The organism is Acidithiobacillus sulfurivorans, assembly GCF_018853815.1.
Lineage (GTDB): Bacteria > Pseudomonadota > Gammaproteobacteria > Acidithiobacillales > Acidithiobacillaceae > Acidithiobacillus > Acidithiobacillus sulfurivorans.
Map to the genome: position 1 here is coordinate 37,874 of NZ_JAAOMP010000164.1, position 23,944 is coordinate 61,817.

At 54.8% G+C, this 23,944-nt stretch carries 20 protein-coding genes and 1 riboswitch; of the genes, 1 reads left to right on the plus strand and 19 read right to left on the minus strand.

Going from position 1 to position 23,944, the window contains the following annotated elements:
- Positions 1-40 precede the first annotated feature (40 nt).
- The 9 genes from recD to HAP95_RS15210 all read right to left on the minus strand — a co-directional run bounded on the left by recD (position 41) and on the right by HAP95_RS15210 (position 12,642).
- Positions 41-2,005 carry an exodeoxyribonuclease V subunit alpha gene (recD, locus tag HAP95_RS15170; RefSeq protein ID WP_215884971.1) on the minus strand — a complete coding sequence of 655 codons (1,965 nt, stop codon included), beginning with the start codon at positions 2,003-2,005 and terminating at the stop codon, positions 41-43.
- Complete coding sequence (gene recB, locus HAP95_RS15175) at positions 2,002-5,598, minus strand: exodeoxyribonuclease V subunit beta (protein WP_215884972.1); 3,597 nt, start codon at positions 5,596-5,598, stop codon at positions 2,002-2,004. The genes recD and recB overlap by 4 nt, the downstream gene beginning before the upstream one ends.
- Complete coding sequence (gene recC / locus HAP95_RS15180; RefSeq protein ID WP_215884973.1) at positions 5,595-9,038, minus strand: exodeoxyribonuclease V subunit gamma; 3,444 nt, start codon at positions 9,036-9,038, stop codon at positions 5,595-5,597. Before recC ends, recB begins: the two co-directional genes overlap by 4 nt.
- Positions 9,031-9,840 (minus strand): HvfC family RiPP maturation protein, encoded by an 810-nt coding sequence (locus tag HAP95_RS15185; RefSeq protein ID WP_215884974.1) that lies wholly within the window; start codon positions 9,838-9,840, stop codon positions 9,031-9,033. Before HAP95_RS15185 ends, recC begins: the two co-directional genes overlap by 8 nt.
- Positions 9,827-10,672 carry an MbnB/TglH/ChrH family RiPP precursor modification enzyme gene (locus HAP95_RS15190; protein ID WP_215884975.1) on the minus strand — a complete coding sequence of 282 codons (846 nt, stop codon included), beginning with the start codon at positions 10,670-10,672 and terminating at the stop codon, positions 9,827-9,829. The genes HAP95_RS15185 and HAP95_RS15190 overlap by 14 nt, the downstream gene beginning before the upstream one ends.
- A gap of 65 nt (positions 10,673-10,737) precedes the next feature.
- Entirely contained in the window at positions 10,738-11,082 is a 345-nt protein-coding gene (locus HAP95_RS15195) for a hypothetical protein (protein WP_215884976.1), read from the minus strand.
- A 79-nt stretch (positions 11,083-11,161) separates the two neighbouring features.
- Positions 11,162-11,569: a hypothetical protein gene (locus HAP95_RS15200; RefSeq protein ID WP_215884977.1), complete on the minus strand. Its 408-nt coding sequence runs from the start codon at positions 11,567-11,569 to the stop codon at positions 11,162-11,164.
- 67 nt (positions 11,570-11,636) lie between these two features.
- Entirely contained in the window at positions 11,637-12,182 is a 546-nt protein-coding gene (locus HAP95_RS15205) for a Slp family lipoprotein (RefSeq protein ID WP_215884978.1), read from the minus strand.
- Positions 12,183-12,273: 91 nt separating this feature from the next.
- A complete protein-coding gene (locus HAP95_RS15210) occupies positions 12,274-12,642 on the minus strand; it encodes a hypothetical protein (RefSeq protein ID WP_215884979.1) in 369 nt (122 codons plus the stop codon).
- Between the two features lie 231 nt (positions 12,643-12,873).
- On the opposite strand from HAP95_RS15210, the gene HAP95_RS15215 reads away from it, so the two are divergent.
- Positions 12,874-13,740: a pirin family protein gene (locus HAP95_RS15215; RefSeq protein ID WP_215884980.1), complete on the plus strand. Its 867-nt coding sequence runs from the start codon at positions 12,874-12,876 to the stop codon at positions 13,738-13,740.
- A 3-nt stretch (positions 13,741-13,743) separates the two neighbouring features.
- Here HAP95_RS15215 and HAP95_RS15220 read toward each other — a convergent pair whose 3' ends face one another.
- The 10 genes from HAP95_RS15220 to HAP95_RS15265 form a co-directional block, all read right to left on the minus strand.
- Positions 13,744-14,322 (minus strand): TMEM175 family protein, encoded by a 579-nt coding sequence (locus tag HAP95_RS15220; protein ID WP_075323390.1) that lies wholly within the window; start codon positions 14,320-14,322, stop codon positions 13,744-13,746.
- 81 nt (positions 14,323-14,403) lie between these two features.
- Positions 14,404-15,657: a class I SAM-dependent methyltransferase gene (locus tag HAP95_RS15225; protein WP_215884981.1), complete on the minus strand. Its 1,254-nt coding sequence runs from the start codon at positions 15,655-15,657 to the stop codon at positions 14,404-14,406.
- Between the two features lie 138 nt (positions 15,658-15,795).
- Positions 15,796-17,910, minus strand: a complete 2,115-nt coding sequence (locus HAP95_RS15230; RefSeq protein WP_215884982.1) for a proton-conducting transporter transmembrane domain-containing protein — start codon at positions 17,908-17,910, stop codon at positions 15,796-15,798.
- A complete protein-coding gene (locus HAP95_RS15235; RefSeq protein WP_215884983.1) occupies positions 17,910-18,647 on the minus strand; it encodes an NADH-quinone oxidoreductase subunit B family protein in 738 nt (245 codons plus the stop codon). The genes HAP95_RS15230 and HAP95_RS15235 overlap by 1 nt, the downstream gene beginning before the upstream one ends.
- Positions 18,647-20,224: an NADH-quinone oxidoreductase subunit D-related protein gene (locus tag HAP95_RS15240; RefSeq protein ID WP_215884984.1), complete on the minus strand. Its 1,578-nt coding sequence runs from the start codon at positions 20,222-20,224 to the stop codon at positions 18,647-18,649. The genes HAP95_RS15235 and HAP95_RS15240 overlap by 1 nt, the downstream gene beginning before the upstream one ends.
- A complete protein-coding gene (locus HAP95_RS15245; protein WP_215884985.1) occupies positions 20,221-21,705 on the minus strand; it encodes a proton-conducting transporter transmembrane domain-containing protein in 1,485 nt (494 codons plus the stop codon). The genes HAP95_RS15240 and HAP95_RS15245 overlap by 4 nt, the downstream gene beginning before the upstream one ends.
- A complete protein-coding gene (locus HAP95_RS15250) occupies positions 21,695-22,375 on the minus strand; it encodes a hypothetical protein (RefSeq protein WP_215884986.1) in 681 nt (226 codons plus the stop codon). The genes HAP95_RS15245 and HAP95_RS15250 overlap by 11 nt, the downstream gene beginning before the upstream one ends.
- Positions 22,372-23,334 (minus strand): respiratory chain complex I subunit 1 family protein, encoded by a 963-nt coding sequence (locus HAP95_RS15255; RefSeq protein WP_215884987.1) that lies wholly within the window; start codon positions 23,332-23,334, stop codon positions 22,372-22,374. Before HAP95_RS15255 ends, HAP95_RS15250 begins: the two co-directional genes overlap by 4 nt.
- Positions 23,331-23,504: a hypothetical protein gene (locus HAP95_RS15260; RefSeq protein ID WP_215884988.1), complete on the minus strand. Its 174-nt coding sequence runs from the start codon at positions 23,502-23,504 to the stop codon at positions 23,331-23,333. The genes HAP95_RS15255 and HAP95_RS15260 overlap by 4 nt, the downstream gene beginning before the upstream one ends.
- A complete protein-coding gene (locus tag HAP95_RS15265; RefSeq protein WP_215884989.1) occupies positions 23,497-23,754 on the minus strand; it encodes a hypothetical protein in 258 nt (85 codons plus the stop codon). Before HAP95_RS15265 ends, HAP95_RS15260 begins: the two co-directional genes overlap by 8 nt.
- A gap of 104 nt (positions 23,755-23,858) precedes the next feature.
- Positions 23,859-23,921: riboswitch (Fluoride riboswitch) on the minus strand.
- Positions 23,922-23,944 lie beyond the last annotated feature (23 nt).

Below are 23,944 nucleotides of genomic sequence, written 5' to 3' on the forward strand. Positions count from 1 at the left end.
GGGTAGTGGATCATGAGCAGTCTGGTGAATTTTATTTCTACTAATTAGCTGAATTTTGCAAAGCTGACAACAGGCCGCTCATGCGCAGGGTTCTGCGGGTGATGGCTTGTTCCAGGCCAGCCGCCGTGGCAAACAAGCTGAATTTCTCGCGGGCCCTGGTAATGGCCGTATATAAAAGCTCCCGGCGGATCACCGCGCTATCCTGCGCTGGCAGAATCAGCGCCGTGTGCTGGAACTCTGAACCTTGGGATTTGTGCACGGTCATGGCCCAGGCGCTTTCGCTGTATTTGAGGCGGCTGGGGAGTATGGCGCGAGGCAGTGGGTCGTTGCCGGGAAAGTAAACCCGCAACTTGCCTTGAGGATCGGGAAGGGCGATACCGATGTCACCGTTGCTCAGCCCCAGCTGGGGATCATTGCGAGTAATCAGGGCGGGGCGTCCGGCATACCAGAGCCCTTGAGTTTTGAGGAGGCCGGTTTCCTGCAGATGGTCTTCGATGGCCTGATTGATTCCGGTAACGCCCCAAGGCCCCTGGCGCAGGGCGCAAAGCAGGCGGAATGCGCCATATTGTTCGAGAATCTGCTGTACCCAAAGGGCGTGTTCCTCAATGTTTTTGCTGCCAGCCCGGCGGATATTTTCCCAGAGTGGCCGATAGCCTGAGTGGCTGTCCGCCAGTTGCAGGATCTGCGCAACTTCCGGGGCCTCGTACCATTCGAGCACGGCTTCCTGATGCAGTGTCTGGATAGCCAGGGATGTTTGTCCCTGTTGCACGGCGTCAGCAAGCGCGCCAATTCCGACGTTAAAGCGATGACTGCGTTGCAGCCGTACCACTCCGCTGGAAAGCGGGTTGCTAGAACGCGTGGCTGTTTCCAGAAAGCAGTTGCAAGTAGCTTCCAGCCAGGTGCAGGTGGCGCTGTCGTAGGACCCGGTATGATTGCAAAGGTCGGCAAGTACCGCGCCCGCCTCGACTGAAGCCAGCTGGTCCTGATCTCCCAGTAGAATCAGTTGGGCATGATCGGGTAGGGCACGCAACAGGGCGGCCATCATTTCCTGGTGAATCATGGAGGCTTCATCGACGATCAGCACATCCAGATCCAGGGGATGCTGACGGTCATGGCGAAACCGTCGGGTTCCGGGCCGTGCGCCGAGCAGGTTGTGCAAGGTGCGCGCCGGACCGATGCGCGCAAATGCAGCTGCCAGGTCCTGTTGGCCCAGCGGCGGCAATTGGGCAATGGCGTTGTGCAGGGATTCATTAATGCGCACAGCGGCTTTGCCGGTAGGTGCGGCGAGCACAATCCGCAATGAATCACTGTTGTGTTGCGCCATGAGCAGGGCTATCAGGCGCGCTGCTGTGTAGGTTTTGCCCGTACCCGGGCCCCCCGTGATGATGGTGAAGCGTCCACGCATGGCCAGCGCGCAGGCGATTTTCTGCCAGGGAAGATTTTCCGGCGAACCTGAAGTATCGGCGGGAAAAAGTTGCGCCAACAGCGGTTTCAGTGTTTCTGCCGGGACGGGAATGGATGCCCTGCGGCTGACCCGTTCTGTCAGTGTCCGGGCGATGCACTGGGCATCGCGCCAGTAGCGCCGCAAATACAGACGGCCCTGATCCAGTACCAGGGGTGTTTCGCTGTCGTCGCCCTGAAGTTTTGGGTGGGTGTGGTCGATGTGCTCCACCACCCGGCAAGTGCTGAGAATGTCGATCCATTGTTGCGGCTGGGACCATGCTGCGAGGATATGACGCATTTCCGTAATCAGTTCCGGTGCTCCGCTGAGAAAGCGATCGGGCTCATGAAGAAAAAGGTCGAGCTGCAAACAGGTATGTCCTTCGCCTTCCAGTCGGGCGAGCAGTGCTGCAGCCAGAGGCAGGAGGGCCGGTGCCTGGGGTTCCAGGCTGAGCAGAAAACGCGCGAAACTCAGGTCGAGGGCTCTCAACCATTGCGCTTCTGTCCAGTCTTGCAAAACCTGCAGAATGGCTTCGGGATTGGTATGGCGAGTGGCCTGACTCATGATGCGCGTTCTCCAGACGCAAACAACTGGTCCATGTCTTCAATCAGGGCCAGATTGGCGGGCAGATGCAGGATTCCGCGTTGCGGTCCTTCCAGTCCGCGCAAATAGAACAGAAGGGTTCCACCCAAATGCGCTTGCGGATCATAATTCCTGCCCAGGCGCTGCTGTAATAAACGGTGCAGCGCCAGTTGATAAAGACCGGTCTGCAGTTCATAACGATGTTGCAGGGTCTGCTGCTGCATGGCCTGTTCATGGTAATGCTGGTCCTCGCTGCCGAGGACATTGGATTTGTAATCCATGACAAAATATTGACCGGCATCAGCAAATACCAGATCCATGAAGCCGCGCATCATGCCGTGCAGAACGCGATCCGGCAGACGCGGCCGTTGCCATCCGGGAAACAGGTGTTGTGTGCAGAGTTGGTCCAGTTCCTGGCTACGCAGTGCGGCGCTGGGAAACCAGAAAGCCATTTCACTCTGATAGTGCTGCAGATTTTCCAGGGTCAGGCCGGATGTCGTGAGGGGCGTCCGGACGATGGCTTGCAGCCATTCCAGGGTGCCTTCTGCCCAGTCGGACAGACCCGCCTGTTCACAGGCCTGGGCGATACGTGATGCGCTGCCATTTTGCAAAACAGCTGTGAATCCTTGCCCCGCGAGCGCTTGCAGTTGGGCATGGAGGAAAGTGCCGGCACGCATTCCCTGTGGGTATTGGTGCCAGATGGCCCCTTGTCGGGCACGTCGCGCACTGAGCGGGGCAGATGAAGGAAGATCGCGCACCAGCAGGGAAAAACTGCCTATTCCCCAGGTTTTATCGAAGTGACCATGATAATCGGGAATCCGGCTTTGCGTATTGCTGGTGCTGGCGACCAATGGGGTAACCGGGGTTTCTGTAGACAGGGGATGGATCTGGACGTTTTCCTTGAGTATTTCATTTTTCTGGAGGCGGTTAAGCAGTTCGGGCAAGGCCATATGGTGGTGCTGATGCCCCCCCAATAGATAGGCGATGGCGCTGTGGTTAAAAATGGGCGATTTGGCGGTGCTGGGTGCCGCCAGTCCCAGGAAGAGAGCATATTCCGCGCGGGTCAACGCCACGTAAAGCAGGCGTAAATCTTCCTGCAGGCGGGCGCGCTCCGTCGCCGTTGTGTCGCCCCGCTCCCAAATAATGCGCGCTGCGCCATCCCCTTCGACCTGAATCTGATAATCCTCAGCCTGGTCTTTCCGGTAAGTGGCAATAAACGGCAGAAAAACCAGAGGGTATTGCAAGCCTTTGGCGGCGTGGATGGTGACTACCCGAATCAGCTCGGCATCACTTTCCAGACGGAGAATGTGGGCATCACTCTGATCATGGCCAGCGGCGATGGCCTCGCGCAGAAAATGAATCAGCGCCTCAGGCCCCTCGCGGGTGGCGCTGGCGCTTTGCAGGAGTTCGCCAAGCTGAAGGAGATTGGTCAGGCGCCGTTCTCCATCAGGGTGGCGCAACAGCTTACGGGCTATGGCAAAGTGGTGGATGCTGTGATGCAACATGGCCAAAACGCCCTGACGCCGCCATCTGCGCGCCAAGTCCTGAAAATTGGCCCGTTGTTCTTCCCAGGCATTTTCATCCCGATTGAAAGCATCCAGATCCTGATAAGACAAGTCGAGCAGCGGCAGGGCCAGAGCGACGCGCAGGCGTTGGGTGTTTTCCGGATCGGCAACGGCTTCCAGCCAGCGCAGCAGTTGTTGGGCTTCCGGGCTGGTATATACAGATTGTTTTTCGGCGAGGAAAACACTGCGCACGCGCCGCCGTTGCAGGGCTTCGCGGATACAGGCAGCCTCATGACGGTCACGCACGAGAATGGCGATGTCTCTCCCGCTTACCCGTTGTATTTGCTTAGCGTTTTCCTGGCGAAAACCGGTTTCAGGATCAGTGAGTATCTGGACAATGCATTCTGCTGCCTGTTCAGCGGCATGCTGCAAATAATCCGCTTTGTTGAGGGCTTCTGCAGCGGCCCAGATGGTCAGGGCGGGCCCGGGTTGCTTGCCGAGTTGCCAATAGTCGTTTTTGCCTTTGGCCTGGACGGACCAGTAGGGCAAGGGATTGTCTGCACCCGCTTCGGCATAGGCAAATGCGCCTTCGGATTGTTCTGCTTCGGCTTCGCTGTAGAGCGCATTGAGCACGGCCACCAGTGGCGCGCTGGAGCGGAAATTGGTGTCGAGCTGGTAGTGCCGACCTGCGGTCAGGCGTCGTGCCTGCAGATAACTCTGGATGTCGGCGCCGCGAAAACGATAAATGGACTGCTTGGGGTCACCAATGAGCAGCAGAAGGCGTTCGGGGTGGTTGTCTGCTGTGGCGTAAATGGCGTCGAAAATCCGGTATTGCAGGCTGGAGGTGTCCTGAAATTCATCGACCATGGCCACCGGATACTGACTTTGCAGACGGCTTTTAAGTCGTTCGGCCCGGGCCGGATCACTCAGCGCGTCGGCGAGGCGACGTTGATAATCGTGAAAGCTGACCTGATGATGAACGGCTTTGAGGGTTTCCAGTCGCTGCTGAATCCATGCGGCGGCATGACTTTGAATATCATTATGAATTCTTTGGAATTGAGCTTTGAGGGTCTCCAGTTCGTCGAGAACGGCTTCCAGTATCCGGGCCGAAGACGGCGCTGCAATGGATCGACCTTTGTTGCAGTTTTTCTCAAGACTGCTGGCGCGGAGTAACTGACATTTCTCCAGGTTGGCAGGAAGATTTTGTTCGGGACTCTCCAGCCATTCCTGTAAGGCCTCGAAAACTGCTTCCATGGCTTCGGGTTTGTATTTTGTGCCATTAAGCGGGTTGTCTGCCTTGGGGCCATTCAGAATCTGGAGCAAGTAGCTACGCAAGTCGACCTGCTGATCAGCCCAACGTTGTTTTAACGTTTTAATCTGCTGTTGCGGTGCTGTTATGGATTGTGACAGCACTGCCTGCAGAGGCCGGGAAGGCTGGTCAAAAGTCGCGCCGCCAGCTAGCAGTGGAACAATTTTACTCTGGACCTGGTCGGGATCGGCAAACACCGCCAGCACCGGTTCCAGCAGGTGTTCCGGGAGTGGATACACTTCCTGCCGCCAGAAGTCGCGGATGGCATCGGCGCGGAGATCATTGTCGTCCTGCAGCAAGCTTTCCCGCAGATCACTGCCAGTCAGAAAGGCATGTTCGCGCAAACTGCGTTGGCACCAGGCATCAATCGTGAAAATGGCACTTTGGTCCATGGCATCGGCGGCCAGAGACAGTCGCCAGGCGGCCTGCTGACGTGCGGCCGGCTCTGAATAATCCTGTAACAAGGTCTGCAAAAATGAATCAGCTGGCTGCTGCTCCGGATCACGAAAATACGCGGCAGCCTCCTGCAGACGCTGGCGTATCCGTTCTTTCAGTTCCTGGGTGGCGGCCCGGGTGAATGTCATCACCAGTATGTTTTCGGGTAGTAGCGCTGTCAGAACGGGCTGGCCGACCTGCCCATGACCGAGAATCAGGCGCAGGTATAATGCCGCAATGGTCCAGGTTTTTCCGGTGCCAGCACTGGCTTCGATGAGACGACTGCCCCAGAGCGGCATCTCCAGAGGGTTTAGCGCCGTACTCATGGGTGTGGCTCCACTTCCAGTTTTTCCAGCCAGTCGGCAAAGGGATGGTATAGGGCTTCGGCATATTCCTGAAAGCCCCACTGCTGAGGTCCACAGTGCTGGCTGCTCAAGCGGGCAAAATCCGGATAGTCCCGGGCCAGACCGGGATAACGCTGTACTTCTCCGTCGCTATGCTGATTCCCTTCATAAATGACCGTGGGATTGGTATTTTGTAATACGGCAACCGCTGTTTTCAAAGTGACAGGCAGAGGCTGGAGGAGGCCTTCTCCCCAGAAGTTCAGCAGATCTTTAAGCGTGTCGGAGGCATTTTCACAGGGCTGGGTGCTGTGGATTACGGCATCCTTGCCCAGCACAATGGCGCGGGTGGCAATACCCAAATCTGCGGCCAATAATTGCTGTATCCATATATCCGCCATTTTGTCAGCCTGAATCTGGTTTTTATCATTGAGCAGGCGACTGGCACGGCACTGCAGAAAAGCCCGATGCTGGTCGGCATTCAGATACAAAGGTGGAAGCCAGTCATCCAGCAACACAGGCCCCGCTTCATGATAAAGCGCATGGCGTTGATGGTCGGGCTGCCAGGTTTGCATCAGGGTTTGCCAGACGCTGAGAATGGGTGCGGCGCTGCTCCCCAAGGTTTCCGCCTGCCGTTGTCCCAGAATCCCGAAGGCATAATGACCACTGCGCAGTTGTGCAGCGATTTTTTGTGCAATAACCTGCGGATATTGGGTATTCTCTGCGTTTGCTCCTGCTTCCAGGATGGCGTTGAGGAGGCCATATTGATCCAGCCCATTCAGGACGAAGGTTTCATTATCTGCGCTGCCAGCGGATTCATCCTGAAAAAACGTGTCCAGACGTTGCCGATAAAACGCACGGGAGGGGCAACGGAAAAACTCAATAAAATCTCTCAGCCTTCTGGTGGCTGTTTCTGGAATCGCCAGTGCCTGTTCGGGTTGGGGATTTTCTTCTGGATCAGGGAACCATTCGCGCGCCCAGGTATGGTGTTTTTGTGGATGCTCCAGATAGGCGCTGCTGAACGCCTGCAGGGGATGTTCCAGGGTGATGCGGCGGAGCAGGCGGTTTTTTTCTGGCGCGGGGTCGTCGGCGGGATATTTTTCCGGCCAGCCCTTGGCGATGGCATCGCGCAACTGGCTGATCATTAAGGCTGGCTGACGCAGCTGGTTATTGCGCGGGTCCCGACCCGTCCAGCTGATATACAGGATTTGCCGTGCCGCCAACAGGGCTTCGAGCATCAGGTAATGATCATCATCCCGGCGTGAGCGGTCACCCGGACGACTCATTCCTGACAGGGCCATCAAATCATAATCCGGGCGCGGATTGCGACGCGGATAGTCTTCTTCGTTCATGCCCAACAGGCAGATCATGGCGTAGGGAACCGCCCGCATGGGTAGCAAGGTGCAGAAGGTGACTCCACCACCGAGAAAATGACGATGCAATTCCGGCAGGTTGAGCATGTCCAGCCAGTTGGCGCGAAATACCGCCAGGGGCAGGTTTTCGGCAAAATCCGCCAGGAGACAATCTTCCAGCCATTGTTGCAGGGCGGTATCCAGTTGTTGAAGAATTTCCCGGTCATCGCTGTCTTCGGCACTGAAAAAGTCCTGGAGCAACTGCCGGGCCGCTTCAGCCCAAGCCTGCGGACTTCGCGCTGTGCTCAGAGCGTGCTGCCAGTTTTCCAGGCTTTCCAGCATCTGATTGAGAGGACCCAGCAGTGCCGCGTCGAGCCCACCTGCCTCGCCGTAGGCCTCGATATTGGCGAAGTGACTATCATGGCCATTGGCATAACCGAGATTCAGCCGCTGCAGGGCAAAAGCTCCGGTATTTTGCGCGCCGCAGTAGGACATGCCCAATGCGTGGCGATGTTCTGCCGATAAACCCCAGCGCCATCCAGATTCTTCAAGCCAGGATTCGAGCAGGGGCAGGTCATCGGTTTCCATGCCAAAACGCCGACGGAAGGCCGGGCAATGCAGCAGATCACGGATTTCACTTTGCTGACAGCGCTGTTCCGGTAATTGCAGCAACCAGTCCAGTGCCTGCAGCAAGGGAGATTCTTCCCGCGCCTGCAAATCCACAATATGGTAAGGAATATAGCGTGCATCTTCGCGATCGTACTGATCAAAAGTGGCACGAATCAGCGGCGCAAAGCGGCTGATTTCCGGGACCATCACAATGATATCCCGAGGCTGCATGGAACCTGTGGCGAGATGGTCCAGTAGCTGGTCATGGAGAACCTGCAACTCGCGCAGGGCGCTGTGGGCGACGTGAAAAACAATGGAATGGTCCGTTTCGCAGACCGGCTGACAGTGTTCCGGAGTCATGACTTCCTGCTCGCGGATCAGTACCTGCAGTTGTCTGAGCAGGGTCTCACCCCGGTCTTCGGTAAACAGGTCAATACGCGGTATGGCCAGCGCGCTTTGTCTGGCCCGGGTGTCATCCCATTGCTCCAGCATGTTCAGAAAATCCCGACCCTGGCGACCCCATTGGGCGAGTAACACATTACATTCACTGTGCAGGTTTTCGGGAGATATTTGGCTCAGGTCCCGATCCTGGCGCAGGGGCTGGCGGCGGCGTTCGCGGCGCAGCAGTTCCCGCCCTGAAATGATGTCTCCCCAATAAAAGCGGCAGGGATTGGGTACTGCGAGAATCACCTGCAGGCTTTGCCCCAGTGCAGCCAGGGCGCTCAGGCTTTGTTCGGGCAGGGTGGCCGCCCCAAACAAAACGACCCGGCGCGGCAGGGCCGGACGCGGTGTTGCTCCGTTTGTCATGGCCTTTATAAAAGCCTGATGCACTTCGGCCCGGCCCATGACGGCGCTTTGATTCTGCAGGTGCAGATCCTGCTGGACAGCCTGCCAGAGTCGAGACTGCCAACGCTGATCTTCCGGTATGCTGGCGATTTGTCCTTGCGCGCTGCGCAACGTATCCCGGCCCTCAGCCCAGTCCTGCAGCCAATCACTGCGATAAACCTGATATTGATCGAAAAGATCGGCAATTTGCGCGGCCATCTGCCAGCGGCGTTCCATAGCAGTACTGCCATTGCCATTGAGATAGTGCTGCAGGGGGGCAAAATCATGGCCGGATAACAGTTGCGGAAGCAGTCGCATCAGTCGCCAGGTGAGTGCGGGCTTATCAAGAGGAGAACGGCTGGCGACCTGCTCCCGGCCCAGTACTCTGGCGTAACTGTCCCAGAGAAAACGTCCCGGCAGCATGACCTTGACGGCCGCACAAATCCCTTCGTGCTGTGCCAGGGTCCACTGCAGCCATTCGGCAATGCCGTTACTCTGGACCAGAAAAATCTCTTCTTCGAGGGGCTGCAGCGGGTGCCTGCGCAGCCATTCGAGGACGGCATCACGAAGCCATTCCAGATGGTCGCCCTGGAGGACAATAAAACCGGGCTCCAGGGAGCCGGCCGATGTTTCAGTCATGTAAGGTTCGGCTGTCATGGCTGCTCATAAAGTCGATCATCTGTAGATCCAGCATCTGTTGCAAGAGCTTATGCATTTGCTCTGCAAATGTTTGGGCATTGCCTTCAATCTTCCCGTGGTCTAGCCAATGCTGGAAGATGGCGCTTCCAGATTGCGGGTCTGCATCCAGACTGACCAGTATTTGCAGGCTCAAGGCATCAGGCTCCAGCATCTGGACAGCGTCGTCACGGTCCCGATAAAGGTACAGGGAAACCGGATTCGGGTCGAGAACGGGGGCTGCGGAGAATGTTGGCCGCAATATCAGTTGCTGGACAGGATAGACATACTGAACCAGCGCATGAACCGTATTCAGCCGTAGAGGGGTGGTCCAGGGGTCCTGCGCTTCTGATCCGGTGTACTCGGGGAGTGTATTATTGGCCTGGGCAACACCCAGAGCCAGTTCCAGCCATTCCAGGTGCGCCAGTTCCAGAGCATAAGACAGATCTTGTTGAAGGCGTTCTGGGGTTTGGCTCAGATAGGCCATAAATTCATCGGGAATCTGTCGAAAAAACGGACTGCGACAGGCATGTTCAGCAATGAAGGCATCTCGCCAGCGCAGATATTGGGCTTCACCCAGGCAGCGTATCCACAGAGGAAAACAGGCACGCAGGGCGGCATCAAAATTACCCACCAGAAGCTCCCGGTAAAGTTCTACCGCCTGGGCATCCATAAATCCTGGACAGGGTTGCTGGACCGGATTGCGCAGATGGGCAGTCAGTATCCTGAGCCGATCCTGTTCATTGGGCGTATCAAAAATCCGCATGGGCTGCTGTTTGCGGTGCAATTTTTCGGGCCTCGCGCAATAAATCCGTCAGGGGCGGGATTTGGTTATCCCATTCCAGCAGGGTTGGCTTGGGGCCAAATTGCTCCCGACTGTGTTGCAGCAGTTTCCATACGGCAGGGTCCACAGCAGCATCGTGGGTATCAATCAGCCAGCCGTTCACATGCTGCTGGTGTCCGGCGAGGTGTTGATAAACGATGCGTTCTGCGGGCAAAGTCTGCAAAAATTCCAAAGCATCGTAGTGATGGTTGCAACTGTTCACATACAGGTTGTTGAGGTCCAATAACAGGTTACAGCCAGATTTTGCCAGCAGCCCCAAAAGAAAGTCCTGCTCGCTCATGGTGCTGTGCGTGTAGTCGCCATAGTAGGCTGTGTTTTCGATAATCAAGGGCATTTTCAGGTAATCCTGGACCTGCATCACCCGCTGCGCGACATATTCCAGCATTTCTTCCGTCAGCGGTAGGGGCAATAAATCGTAAAGTTGACCCCGGTCGGCGCAAAAAGCCAGATGCTCACTGTAGTGCTGAATGCCGTGCTCTTGCATGAAGTCGCCCACGGCTTCCAGGAGATCCACATCGAGCGGTTCCGGCCCGCCGATGGATAGGGAAAGACCGTGACAAATAAAAGGGTAGGTATCCGTCAATTGACGGAGCTGCTGTTCCGGGCGGCCACCAAAGCCAATCCAGTTTTCTGGAGCCAGTTCAAAAAAACGGATATCACTTTGGGGATGGGTCAGTAAGTCGTCCAGAAACTCCCTGCGCAGGCCAAGGCCAATGGCATTTTCAGGCAGACCGGCGCCATGCGTTCCCGTCATTTATGCGGCTTCAAGCAGTGCTGATTTGGCTAACATGGGCTTCATAAACGACGGAGGCGGTACAATCAGGAAGCCATGGCCGACTTGTGCATCTTTTCCATGGTTTTCTTGCCGCATTTTCCGTCATGGGCCTTGATGGCCGCTTTGCTGACGCAATGTGCCTCTTTTGCCTTGGCGTTATTTCCAGCTTTAGGGGCCATCTTGTTCATGTTTTTTGAGCAATTGCCTTCCTGTTGACCCTTGCCCATCATCTGCGAGCAATTACCTTCATTTTTGGCGCTACTGCTCATCATGGCTACTGGCTGCAGGGTTGCCGCGCCAGTGGTGGCAGCAATGGCTGTTACCGGTAATGCCGCCATGGACAAAGCAAAAGCGGAACCAAGTGCAGCAGAAATATAGGTTTTTTTCATGACAAATCCTCAACAAAGTGGGTTTTTAGGGGGCGGGCCATGGTGGCTCCCACCCCCCAGCTTGACTACGAGCAATCTCTCACAGCACATGAAATCCTGCAACCTTGTTGTAAATAAAGGTAATCTGAATCAGAATCTGATGGCCGTTGGCCATGGTCAGGCGCCATATTCCGCTCCGGTATTTTCCTTCATTCAGAGTGGTCACATAATTTGCCGTCCAGTGTTTTTGCAGGCCCAATTTTTCATCAAGCCTGGCAGCCGTTTCCTTAAAGCTTTGCGCTGAGGCTGCTGTCGTGAACTGGGTATCTGCATTTTGTGTCCACAGGTTGAAATCCTTGTGAACCAGGGCTGTCATCAGGCGATCAAATTGTTTCTGGCTGTGATCAGGCGCCGAAATACTGCAGTCGCCGGAACTGGCCGCCCATGCATTCTGAAAGATAAACGGCGAAGTGCTGCACAGTAATATCAGTAAAGCTCTTTTCAGCATCCTGTTTTCCTTTTTTCAATCGTAAAGAGTGAAATTTCAGTAAATCATTTATGCTACAAGAAGAGGCTTACCAGCGACCCCGAGGCCAATATCCCCAACCGGGTCCGTACCAACCAGGAAAAAAACCAAAGCCGGTTCCGACAAAAACCTGTTGCTCCACCTGTGCACGGGGCGGTTCTATAGGCCACAAATACACAGTATTCGCTGCCAGTTTGGGATAGGTATAACTGAACTGACCTACATCATGGTGCTCAGTGCCGGTAATCATTCCGATAAATGTGACCTCACGGTCGGGGCGATAAAGCATGGGATCATAAAAACCGGGTGCACAGGCCACGAAGCGACCAATATGCGCCTCACCTTCTTCCGACTGGGGCCTGCCATTATTATGCAGGGGCTCACCCAGCACGGTGAAGCAGGTTTGCTGCGTTTCAGGTCGGGTTTCAATGATTTTGCCACCCCAGCGAACCTGATGACCATTGAAGTTGCCGCTTTGTGCGGCGACAGGGGTGATGTTTGGGAAACTACCACTGACCGGAGTAACTGTTGCGCAACCGGAAAGGCAGGCCGCACTGATCAGGGTGGTCCAGAAAGCCAAGCGTTGCTTCGTCATGATTTTGCTCCGCAAAAATGAGACTGACCCGCATATTGACCGACATGATCCTGGATTGGTTCAAAGCCAGTCCAAGTCCTTGAATTTTAGCTTAACGGGAAGTTCCCGGTCTACCGCCGTTGGTTTTGCTCCGACTCCCCCAGTAGCTGACAGCAAACAGAATGATTGCCATGACCAGTTCCTGCGCAGCCGGGATCAGCCATCCTCTGGGCCAGGACTGAAACAGAACCATGGCAATGGTCAGCGCGCCGAGGAGAATCATGACTCCGGCCAGACGCGACAGTACCGTAAATACATTTTTTGCGGTGAATATGCCAATGCCGCGATGAACGCCGATCCCGCGCAGGAAACTGTCGAGTTTTTGTGGCGAAATCAGATAGACCAGTGCCAAGACCAGAAAGGCAAGGATGCCCAGTGCAATGATGACTCCAATAATACTCATGATATTGACCATGGGCATGACGGCTCCTCCATGTGGATTCTTCCTGAACAGTATACCCTATCTGACCATGTCCCGGACCAAAAGTTGGTTCCAATTGCGTCGGCTAAAAATGATGGCTGTCTTCCTGCAGTTCGGCAAAACGCGCTGCGAGAAAATCTATCCCGGATAGCGACACCCACTACTCATGTTTTGGATCAATATCTATAATGAATAGCGTAGCCAGTATGGACGCTTTTCAAGGAGATCAGCATGAAAAAAATATTGGGTATTTATGATGCACCGCCTTCCCATTGGGTTGGAGATGGCTTTCCGGTCAGTTCGATGCTTTCTTATCATCAACACGGCAAAATGTTGAGCCCTTTTCTGCTGCTGGATCATGCCGGGCCTATGCATTTTACGCCCAGTGAACAGGCGCGTGGCGTGGGCACCCATCCCCATCGGGGTTTTGAGACAGTCACCATTGTCTATAAGGGCGAGGTCGCGCACAAAGATTCAACCGGTCGCGGCGGAATAATTGGCCCCGGCGATGTGCAATGGATGACTGCGGGCTCAGGAATTTTGCATGAGGAGTTCCATTCGCCAGCATTCACGGCAGCCGGGGGCGAGTTGGAGATGGTGCAACTCTGGGTGAATCTTCCGGCGCGTAACAAAATGACGACGCCTGCTTATCAGACCATTGTGAATGGAGATATTCCGCAAGTGCGTTTGCCGGAACAGGCTGGATTATTACGCGTGATTGCGGGTGAATATGCCGGAGAAAAAGGCCCGGCACATACTTTTTCGCCGCTACAGGTCTGGGATATTCGCCTGCAGGCGGGGAGTCGCAGTCAATGGACGCTGCCTGAAGGATGGAATGTGGCGCTGGTGCTGTTGCAAGGAGAAGTGACGGTGAACAGTGAAAATGTGTTACGGGCCTCGCAAATGCTGGTGCTGGATGCTGCGGCCCAGGATTTTTCCATCGAAGCCCACAGTGATGCGGTGCTTTTGCTGCTCAGTGGCGAACCGCTTGATGAGCCTATTGTTGGATATGGTCCATTTGTGATGAATACGGAAGCGGAAATTCAACAGGCCATTGCAGATTTCAGAAGTGGCCGTTTTGGGCAGATGGAACAATGATGATCATTCTTTGCTATCGATAAGCAGGTTTTCGATCCGGCGATCTGGAATCAACCATAAAAAAGCGAGTCCCAGATAAATAAGTTTGGCTCCTGTGGGTGACCATTGGGCCGAAATGATACCTATGAAATAGAAGATGGGTGAGACTTTTCCTTTCCAGTCCCGACCAATGGCGCGCCGCAAGGTCGGTGCTCCGGCTGCGATAATGCGTTGCTGAAGGATGAAATAGGCAATGGCAGCCATGAAAAGGACCACGCCGTATAATTCCGTAGGCGCTGTGGCGAAATGGTTTTCACCCATCCAACTGGTGACGAAGGGAAAAAGTGATAACCAGAACAGCAGATGCAAATTGGCCCAGAGAATACTGCCGGTGATTTTCCCACTGGCTTGCAGCATGTTGTGATGGTTGTTCCAGTAAATACCGACGTAAATAAAGCTCATTATGTAGCTGAGAAATACGGGCAGCACGGGTAACAGTGCTGCCATATTTTCCCCGTGAGGGACCTTCATTTCGATGACCATGATGGTGATGATGATGGCAATGACACCATCACTGAAGGCTTCTAAACGGTTTCTGCCCATGCTTTCTCCCTGACTGCCTGCAGTTATTTGATCATTCAGAGCATATTAAGCATGATTATTCCGTCAGGGAATATCTCGGGCTTACAAATCACCCCAATCCGGTTCAGCCAGACGGTATTGATCATTTTCATATTGATAGCGCCGTTCCCAGGGGCGCGGAGTGAGTTCTTCCCCGGTCTGTTTGATGGCCAGTACCTGATGCAATGCTGACCAGTTGCGCCAGAAGGCATACGCGCAACCTGCCATATAAATGGCCCAGATCCGATAGCGTTTATCTCCGACCATGGCCGTAGCTTCGTCCTTATGGGCTTCCAGACGGTCTACCCAATGAATCAAGGTCTGGGCATAGTGTGGACGCAGATTTTCGACATCAATCACCTCAAGATTCTGTCCGGCCATATCCCTGACGAGGCGCCAGAGGTGAGGAATTTCACCATCGGGAAACACGTACTTATCCATGAAATCACTACCGGAATGATGTCCCGCCTCATCGTCCTGCTGGCTGGCGGTAATGCCATGATTCATGACCCAACCGCCTTCCTTGAGTACCCGGTTGATGACCTCAAAATACTCGGGTAACTTGGCTCGACCCACGTGCTCGAACATGCCGACGGATGACACCTTGTCAAAATAATCGCGTTCGGGAATATCGCGGTAGTCCTGCAGGCGAATTTCCACCCGATCGGCGAGGCCTTCCTTTTCAATGCGCTCTTTGGCAAAGGCAAACTGCTCTTCACTGAGGGTGACGCCCACTCCCTGTATGTCATAGTGTTTAGCCGCCCAGGTCAGCAGGCCGCCCCAGCCACAGCCAATATCCAGGAGTTTTTCACCAGACTGCAGATGCAGTTTGCGGCAGATGTGATCCAGTTTCTGCTCCTGGGCAACATCAATATCTTCTTTGCCGGTTTTGAAATAGCCACAGGAGTACACCATGTTGCGATCCAGCCAAAGCTTGTAGAAGTCGTTGGAAACATCGTAATGATAGTGAATGGCTTCCTTGTCCTTGGCTTTGCTGTGTAAGGCTTTGTGGAGAATGCCGGTTTTGGGCTTTTTGGCCGGAAATGCGTCGCTGAGGCCTTCGGCAACAGCAAGAATATCCTGGTAGCGTCCTTCAATGCCAATAGTGCCTTCCACATAGCCTTCGCCCAGTACGTCGAGAGCGCTGCCGGTGAGGAGCTGGGTAATGACCTTTGCAGATTTGAGCTGCATGGTGACCAGTGTGGGTTCATCGAAAGCATATTCGTGACCATCCCAAAAAATGACCCGTAAGGGCAGCGTCTTGCCATTGAGGCCTTTTTTGACATGATCCAGAAAGGTGGTTCGCAAGTCTTTCACGTAACAACTCCTTTAATTAGCAAGTGAAACAGTCACAAGTCCTCTACCGAGGCCGAAGCCCCTTGACTTGATTATAGAACAATCAATTTCCGTCCATTTTGCACACGGTGCGAATTTGGGTGACGGAATGCACCCCATTTAACGGCTGCCCGCACCGGCAACAATAACCAGCACCACAACCATGGCGATGAGGATGTAGCTGGCATAAGTATTTACATGTCCTTTATGCATTTTGGCGAGGCGGCTCGCGATGTACAGGGCCACGCGAATGCTGGGCTGGATAACCAGGCGTTCGGAGATGTTGGTGATGACCTGATGATAACTGCGGGTCAGCACAAAGGCGCCGTGGCGTTCTTCGTTTTCTTCGATCAAGGGGTGAAAAAATCCCTGAAATACCACGCGTACCGGCGCAGCAAAGGTCGTGGCTGTGTAGGTCATTTCCGGACGCAGCTGGGTAAGTCCGGCATCCCACAAAGTGTTACGGGTGACCCGGCGCCGGTGTATTACGCGTACCAGAATCCAAACGCTGCCAAGCATCAATACCAGTACCACAAAGGTGAGCAAGGTGGACATGGCGTAGACCACAGGGGCAGGAGTTTGATCAAGATGCATCACGACCAGGCTGCGCAGGGGCAGAAATGCTGCGCCCAGGCTGGCCCCAATAGGGTCCAGGGCATGGCGGATAGCCATGGGAACCTGACTGGGAATATGGAAGAAATCAGGGACCAGAGAAACCGTGGGATTCGTCCCCAGCAGGGTAGCCGCCAACCTGGACAAGACCGGGATGACGAGGGTGGCTGCGAGGCCCAGTAGCAAAGCCAGCAATGCTAACAATCCCATGGGCAGCACGACCGTTAGAGGGGCTTTTTTGGCACTGGCAGCCTGTGTGGAGCGCGGCAGTCCCATCAAGGCGCTACCGGGGAGCATGATAAAGCAGGTCAGGGCGAGCCCGGAGGTCAGTGCCAGCAGGGCTCCGGAGAGCGCAAAAGTGATGCGCACGGGTATATCCGGTATTTCGACGACGCGTAGCAAGGATTCCAGCAATAACCATTCGCTGACAAAACCGTTAAAAGGCGGGAGTGCGGCAATGGCAAAAGCACCGACAAGGAAAAAGCTGCCCAGAGCCGGGAGGCGTTTCATCAGTCCACCCAGTTCATCCAGGTTATGCGTGCCGGTGCTGGCGTCAATGCCACCCGCGCCCAGAAACAGCAAGGTCTTGAAGGTAGAATGATTAATCATGTGATAGAGGCCTGCCACCATGCTGGCACCGCCCAGAAGAGGATGACCATAGGCGGCGAAGGTCAGGCCGGCGCCAATACCAGCGGTAGCGATTCCCATGTTTTCCACCGAACTCTGCGCCAGCAGACGTTTCATGTCTTTTTCAACGAGCGCATAGATAATGCCGATGAGTGCGGTGAGCGCGCCGCTGCTGAGAATAATCAGGCCGAGATGCGGTTGATGCAGAGCAATGGGGGCGTCAATGCGCAAAAAAGCATACAGTCCCAGATTGAGCGTGGCACCGGAGAGTATGGGTGAGGTGGAGCGTGGTGCGGTGCCATGAGCCGCAGGTAACCAGACATTGAGGGGAATGATGCCGGCTTTCATGCCGAATCCGAAAAAGGCCAATAATCCCGCGACCATCAATAAGGTGGGAGACATTTCCGGAACCGCATGGGCAATTCCGGTCAGTTGTGGAGTGCCTGCGGCAGAGGCGAGCAGCAGCAGACTTACCAGGCCGGCCAGACTGCCTAATTCAGAAAGCGCGAGGGTGAGCAGTCCTGCGGCAACAGGTTTGCTTTGCCGGGTTTCAAAGGTGATGAGACCCCAAATAGCCAGTGCGGCCAGTTCCCAGCAAAAAATGAAAGCAACAATACTGCCAGCCAGGAAAAAGCCGATCATGCTGGCTAAAGTCAGCATGGTAATGGCCAGAAAAAGGCCACGTCGTCCCGATGCATAAAGGTTGGCATCGTGCGTCACAAAGGGAATGGCAACGGCAAAAACACTGGAGGTGATGAGTATGAGCAGGCCACCCAGTGGGGTTTGAACAAAATCAAATGGGCCAATGATGGGCAGGCTGAGGGTAATCAGTGGCAGGCTCTGTCCTGCGGCAATGGCTATAATGCCCTGGATCCCAGCCAGCACACAGGCGCTGCTCATCAGCAACCAGGCGAGCAGTGCGGGAATCCGGCGGCCAGGAATCAGCGCCAGTAATGGACCAGCGGCAAAAAGCAGGTAAGCAATGATGTAAAGCATCAGGGCTGTTCCTCCAGAGCGGCAGGTGCTACTCGCCCGACCAGGCTGAGTAACCCATGAATAATGGCGAGGGGCGGTGGTGGGCAGCCAGGTAACCACAAATCAACCGGGACAATTTTTTCCAGCCCGCCTGCACAGGCAAAGCTTTCACCAAATACCCCGCCATTGATGGCGCAGGTCCCCATGCCCATAACCCGTTTGGGTTCAGGCATGGCCGCGTAAGCTTTGCTGATGGCCGTGCGCATGGCATCGGTAATCGGACCGGCAACCAGCAGGACATCGGCATCGCGGGGTGTCGCTGTCACGAAAATACCGAGGCGATGGAGGTTGTAGGGAGGCGCATCAATCAGGCGGACTTCATTGACGCAGGCTCCGCAGGCCCCGGCATCTACGTACAGCACCTGGAGAGAGCGCGTGAAACGTGATCCCAGAGTAGACTGGGCAGAAGTGCTGGGGGCTCCCCAACTGAAATCTGTGGTCCACGGCAGAGCATTTTCGCCCTGGCGGCAGCGTTGGCAATGAATACAGCGGGAAAAATCGACGGCGACGCCATCAGTCCCATCCTGGCGCACGACTTTCAGTGCCTGGGTGGGGCAAACTGCAGCAATTTCCTCAGCGCGCTCAGTCGGTCGGGCGCGGGGACGCCCCGGAGTAATGCCGGCGCTGTCTTCTGCACCATCCGGCCAGGAGGTCGTGGTGATGCCCCGTTGCAATCCATAATATGGCCAAAAGCTCATCAGCGATCGTTCTCCGCTATGGACAGGCCCCAGGTGGCCAGAATGATGGGAAAATCCTGAAATGCCGCCCCTTCAATGGCTCTTTCAAAAGCATGCCAGTTGCGAAAACCCGGAGTGCCAAGGCGCAGGCGGGTGATAGTGCCGTCCCCGGTGCAGCGCAGCCAGTGAAAGGTGGCACCAGAAGGCGCTTCCACCCAGGATAGGGCATGGCCTTCCTGAATCGGGCAAGGGCTTTGTACTGGCCCTTCTGCCATAAAAGGCAGCAACTCCAGAATGATTTTTACGCTGATCCGGCTTTCGGCAAAAAATATACGCAGCCTCGCGTAACCATCTCCTTCCTGTTCTACAGGAATATCCGGTGACAGGAATACGTATTGGCCGTAAGGCAAGTTGCGACGCAAATCAATGCTTCTACCGGAAGCCCGGGCAATGGGGCCAACTACGCCATATATACGCGCCAATTCATTATCCAGAGTACCCATTTCCTCAATGCGGTCGAGAAAGCTGGAACTGCTTTCCAGCTGTTTTTCCAGCAGCTGCATGCGTTGGTCCAGTTCTGGCAGCGTTTGTTTGATTAGTTTGAGCTTGCTTTCATCCAGGTCTTCCCGAAGACCGCCGGGCGTCAATACCCCAAAAAAATAGCGATGTCCGCAGAGTTGGGCACTGAGGCGCAGCAAGTCTTCGACAATGCCCTGGGCCAGTGCCTTGGCTACAGACAGGGCCGTGGACCCGGCAATTTCCGCAATATTCGCAGCGTGGTGGCGGATACGTTCCAGTTCTGCAAACACGATTCTCAATTGTTGGGCGCGGGTAGGTACCTGGCAGGCAGCGATCTGCTCCAGCGCCTGACAGTAAGCCCAAGCATGCGCGAAGGCGGAAGCGCCAGCAAAGCGTTCCGCCAGGAGCAAGCCCTGATCCACCGTGCGACCTTCGGCGATTTTTTCGACGCCGCGATATTTGTAAAACAGGCGGGTATGTAAGTAGCGAATCTGTTCGCCGGGGGTTTCCAGTAGCCAAAGGCCGGATTCATTGAAATCTCCCCAGACGGGACCGACGGGAAAGACCATGGCCCCTTCTTCCTGCAAAAGACGGGGGGGTGCCCAGTCCACTCCAGAGCCATGCAGATCAGGACGATGTTTCCCGTCAAAACTTCGGCGCATGGGATCGAGGCCTTCCGGCCAGTCATCATCATGCAAGACAAAATCGCCCAGAAAGGGATGCCCGCTGAAACGCAGGCCATATAAATCCCAGGCCTCCCGTTCATGCCAGTCAGCGGCATGCACCGTATCACTGATAGCCGGTAATTCTGTGCCCGCCGGAGCCTCTACTTTGAGCTCAATCAGATTGCCGGTGGAGGGCAGATAAAAAAGATAATGCACGCTCAGTGCATCTTCTTTTGCGCTTTCTTCAACCAGAAGGGTGGCAAATTCGGCCTCTTCGTCTTCCACCAGGTGGCGGGTCAGTTCGGGTAGCTGTTCGGCAGGACAGAGCAGCTGCAGCCATTGCTCGGAACGCTTCTGCATCTGCAGTTTGGGAATACTCTGCAGCCATTCCTGCAATGCCTTTGCAATGCTCATGCGGGTACCTCCAGCATGAGAGCCGCTTCATGCACCAAATGGAGCAAGGGTGCCGGGAGATAAAAGCCAAAAACAAACATCGGGATGAAGGCTATGGCCATGGCCGCCAGACTGCTGCGCGGAATCTTGATGGTCGGCGCTGTGTGCTGTTCCGGGATGTTGTCCGGGGCGCCAAAAGCAATCCGTGTGGCCTGATAGGCGAGGGCAATAAATGCAATGACAATAAATGCTGTTAACAGGCCGGTAGGCAGATACTGACCACTGCTGTAACCCGTATAGAGAATTTCAAATTCCGACAAAAAGAGCGCAAAGGGCGGAGCGCCGGCAATGGCCAGAGTGCCGAGCACCAAGGCCCAGCCTGCAGCGGGAGAACGACTGATCAAGCCTCTTACTTTGGCAATTTCCTGGGTTCCAAAAATAATCCCCGCCAAACCCGCTGCAAAAAAGCAGAAGGACTTGGTAAAACCATGGGCAAAGAGCTGATAGACCGTTCCCTGTTCGTGAACAGCGGCACCAATCCCGCAGGCGGTGAGGATGATGCCCATGTGTTCGATGGTGGAATAGGCAAACATTCTCTTGAAGTCATGAACCTGCAGTAACATGAATGCAGCGCTACCCACCGTAATGAGACCGGCGGTCATATACCAGGCGGCCGGGTCATGAATACCCGGATTTGCTGCCAGCGCTGGATAGATGCGTAGCAGCATATACAGGGCAGCACTGGTTTCCACTCCGGATAGAACCGCACAGACAGAAGCGGGAGCCTGGCTGTGCGCATCCGGGAGCCAGGTGTGCATGGGCACCAGACCCGTTTTGGCACCAAAACCAATCAGCCATAGCACAAAAGCCAGGAGCAGCAGGGGAGCAGACATATGCGGTGCGGCGCACAGCAAGCCATCCCAGGTGGGCGCTTGCCCGGCTGCATGCGTTCCGTAGTACAGCATCAGGACGCCGAGCAAAGCAATCATGGCACCCATGCTGGTCAACGCGACATATTTCCAGGCCGCTTCCAGCGCTTCCGCACGATCTTCATAAGCCACCAGAAAGGCAGAAAATACCGTGGTTAATTCAATGGCAATCCACATTAACGCGAGGTTGGCAACCAGTGGAACGGCCAGAATCACCAAGGCGAACACATTCATCAACGGAAAATATTGACGATAGCGCGGTTCGGCTTCGTCCTTGGCTTGTTCTTGCTGTCTGGCCCATAAATACCCTATGGCATAGAGGGACGACGTGAAATAAACAAAACAGACCGGCAGTAAATACAGGGCACCCAACGCGTCCAGGGCAAACAGGCCATCGCTGGCATGGATGGGACCATGGGCTTCGACATGCCACGCCGCGCTGATTCCTAAAATCAGGGTGATGAAAGCCGCAAATACACTGAAGTAAGGTGCTGCACGCCGATTGAGCAGCGCGAGCAGGGCGCCGGACAGCGGCACCAATAAAATAAGGGCGGGTAACCATTCAACGTTCATGGAGTTTATCCAGTGTACCCACCCGGGTAGAACCTGTGATCCGGCGAATACTGCGAATGAGTAAACCGATGACCAGGGCGACAATAGGTACGTCGACGGCCGCTGCAATTTCGGCAATAACCGTCAGGTTGTGCACAATGGCTATGGATCCAAAAAAGGCCCCGTTTTCCATGATGAGTAAACCCATCAATTGCGCAACGCTTTCCCGGCGCACGGCGACCGTAAACGCCCCCCAAAGCACCATGATCAATCCGGTCGGCAGATTGATGGCCGCAAAGGGCACACCATGCAGGGTCGGCAACACTGGCGCCACCGCAAACCAGCCAACCAGAGCGAGCATGGCGGCAACGAGGACCGAGGCAGGTATTCCCATGGCCTGATCTACTTCGCGCCGACCATATACCTCTTCGCCAGCTGCCCAGCGCAGTACCAATGGGACGGCAATGACTTTGGTGGTGAAGGTGATCAGCGCCACCCAGAGCAGGTTGACCGCTTGCAGGGCGTAAGCCAGTGCCAGAGCAGATGCCGTCAGAGCGCTGGCTTGCCACATGAAAAAGCGCAGGGAGGCCAGCATCTGCCGGGACACCATGACCCCCAGTCCGAATACCACAAAAAGAGCCGCTATCGAGCCGTCAATGCTCAGCATGATAGAGCTGACCGGAGCCATCATGCGATGCCTACCAGGCGGATGCTGACCGCAAAAAGACATATGACAAAGGCTACGGCCAGGAATTCAGAAATACGGAATAGCCGCAACTTGGCGAGGGTGGTTTCAACCAGCGCCAGAATAACCACAAAAGCCAGCAATTTCAGGAGCACCAGACCCATAGCAGAAAGAACGGCGGTCCACTGGGTCGTGGGGGCCAGACCCCAGGGCGTGACGAGGACATTCACAAAAATCAGAGCCAATACCATGAGTTTGCTGGCACCCCCCCATTTCATGAGGGCCGCGCTGCTTCCCGAATATTCGAGTCCCTTGGAATGACCAATCATGGCAATTTCCACTTTTCCTGCTGGACTATCTACCGGAATACGTCCTTCATCAGCCAGAATTAACAGAAAAAAAGCGAGAATGACCATGAGGTGTGTGGGTTGCAGCATGCTGCTCCAGGAAGCGCCCCAGGTGGCAGTCACAAAGTAAGGAATGGTGCTGTTGGCCACATAGGACACACTAAAAAACACCATGATAAAAACCGGTTCCGCCAGGAAACCCACCATATGCGTTCGGCTGGCCCCTACAGCAGCATATATATTGCCCGTATCCATGCCCGCAAGGGCTACGAAAAAACCGGAAACAGCCATCAGGAAGCCTACGGCCACCATATCACCCATGAAGGCAAAAAACAGAGGGTAAGCCGTGAAAGCAGGAATCAGCAGAACCACAAAAATGGGCATCACAAAAGCGACAATTGGGGCGAAGCGAAATACCCAGGTGGATTGTTCTGAAATCACTTCATCCTTGCCAAACAGTTTCCAGATGTCGCGATAAGTTTGCCAGATGCTGACCCCACTTTTACCCTGAATATTTTCTTCGATACGGTGCAGTACGCCTTCCACCAGAGGAGAAAATACCAGAATAAAAGCGACTTGCCCGAGATTCAGGACGAGGTGTGTCCAGATGGGGGTCATGACAGGCCTACTTTGTAGCCCAACAAAGCCAGAACATCTCCAATTCCCATGAGCCCCAGCGCCCATTTCCAGCGCGATCCCTGCACCCATAGACCCAGAGTGAGGCCAACGCCCATCAGGGTCATATTGGCAGCGCCTACAAAACTGCTCGCTGTGGCGACACTAGCCATGAAGAACCCATTCAATATCGTCGATTATATTGTGCCATAAGCAGGGATGCTGATAGTGCCCAATAAATTCACAGCCAGTTGTCGGCGTTTTTTTGTGATACCTGGGCTGGGAAATTGCCGGGATAACATGGGCGGTACCATTGTTGCAAATCCATAGATCTACCCCGACTTTAGGATATTCTTCGGCCTTTCTTAATACCCTGTCGGTCAGACTTTCGATGGATTGTTTGAGCGCAATGATTTGACTCATAGCCCGATCCCTGCAACACTGTATGATATTTTAATTATTAGGAGAGGAAATTCGGTTAATTTATAAATAATCAAAACGCCTCCCACATGCCAAATAAAATTTGGGTTCATGTAGAAGTCATCAGCCACAGCGGCGGTTATTTGGTGGACTTCATCACCATATCACTTATTTTATAAGTATGCAGTTAACC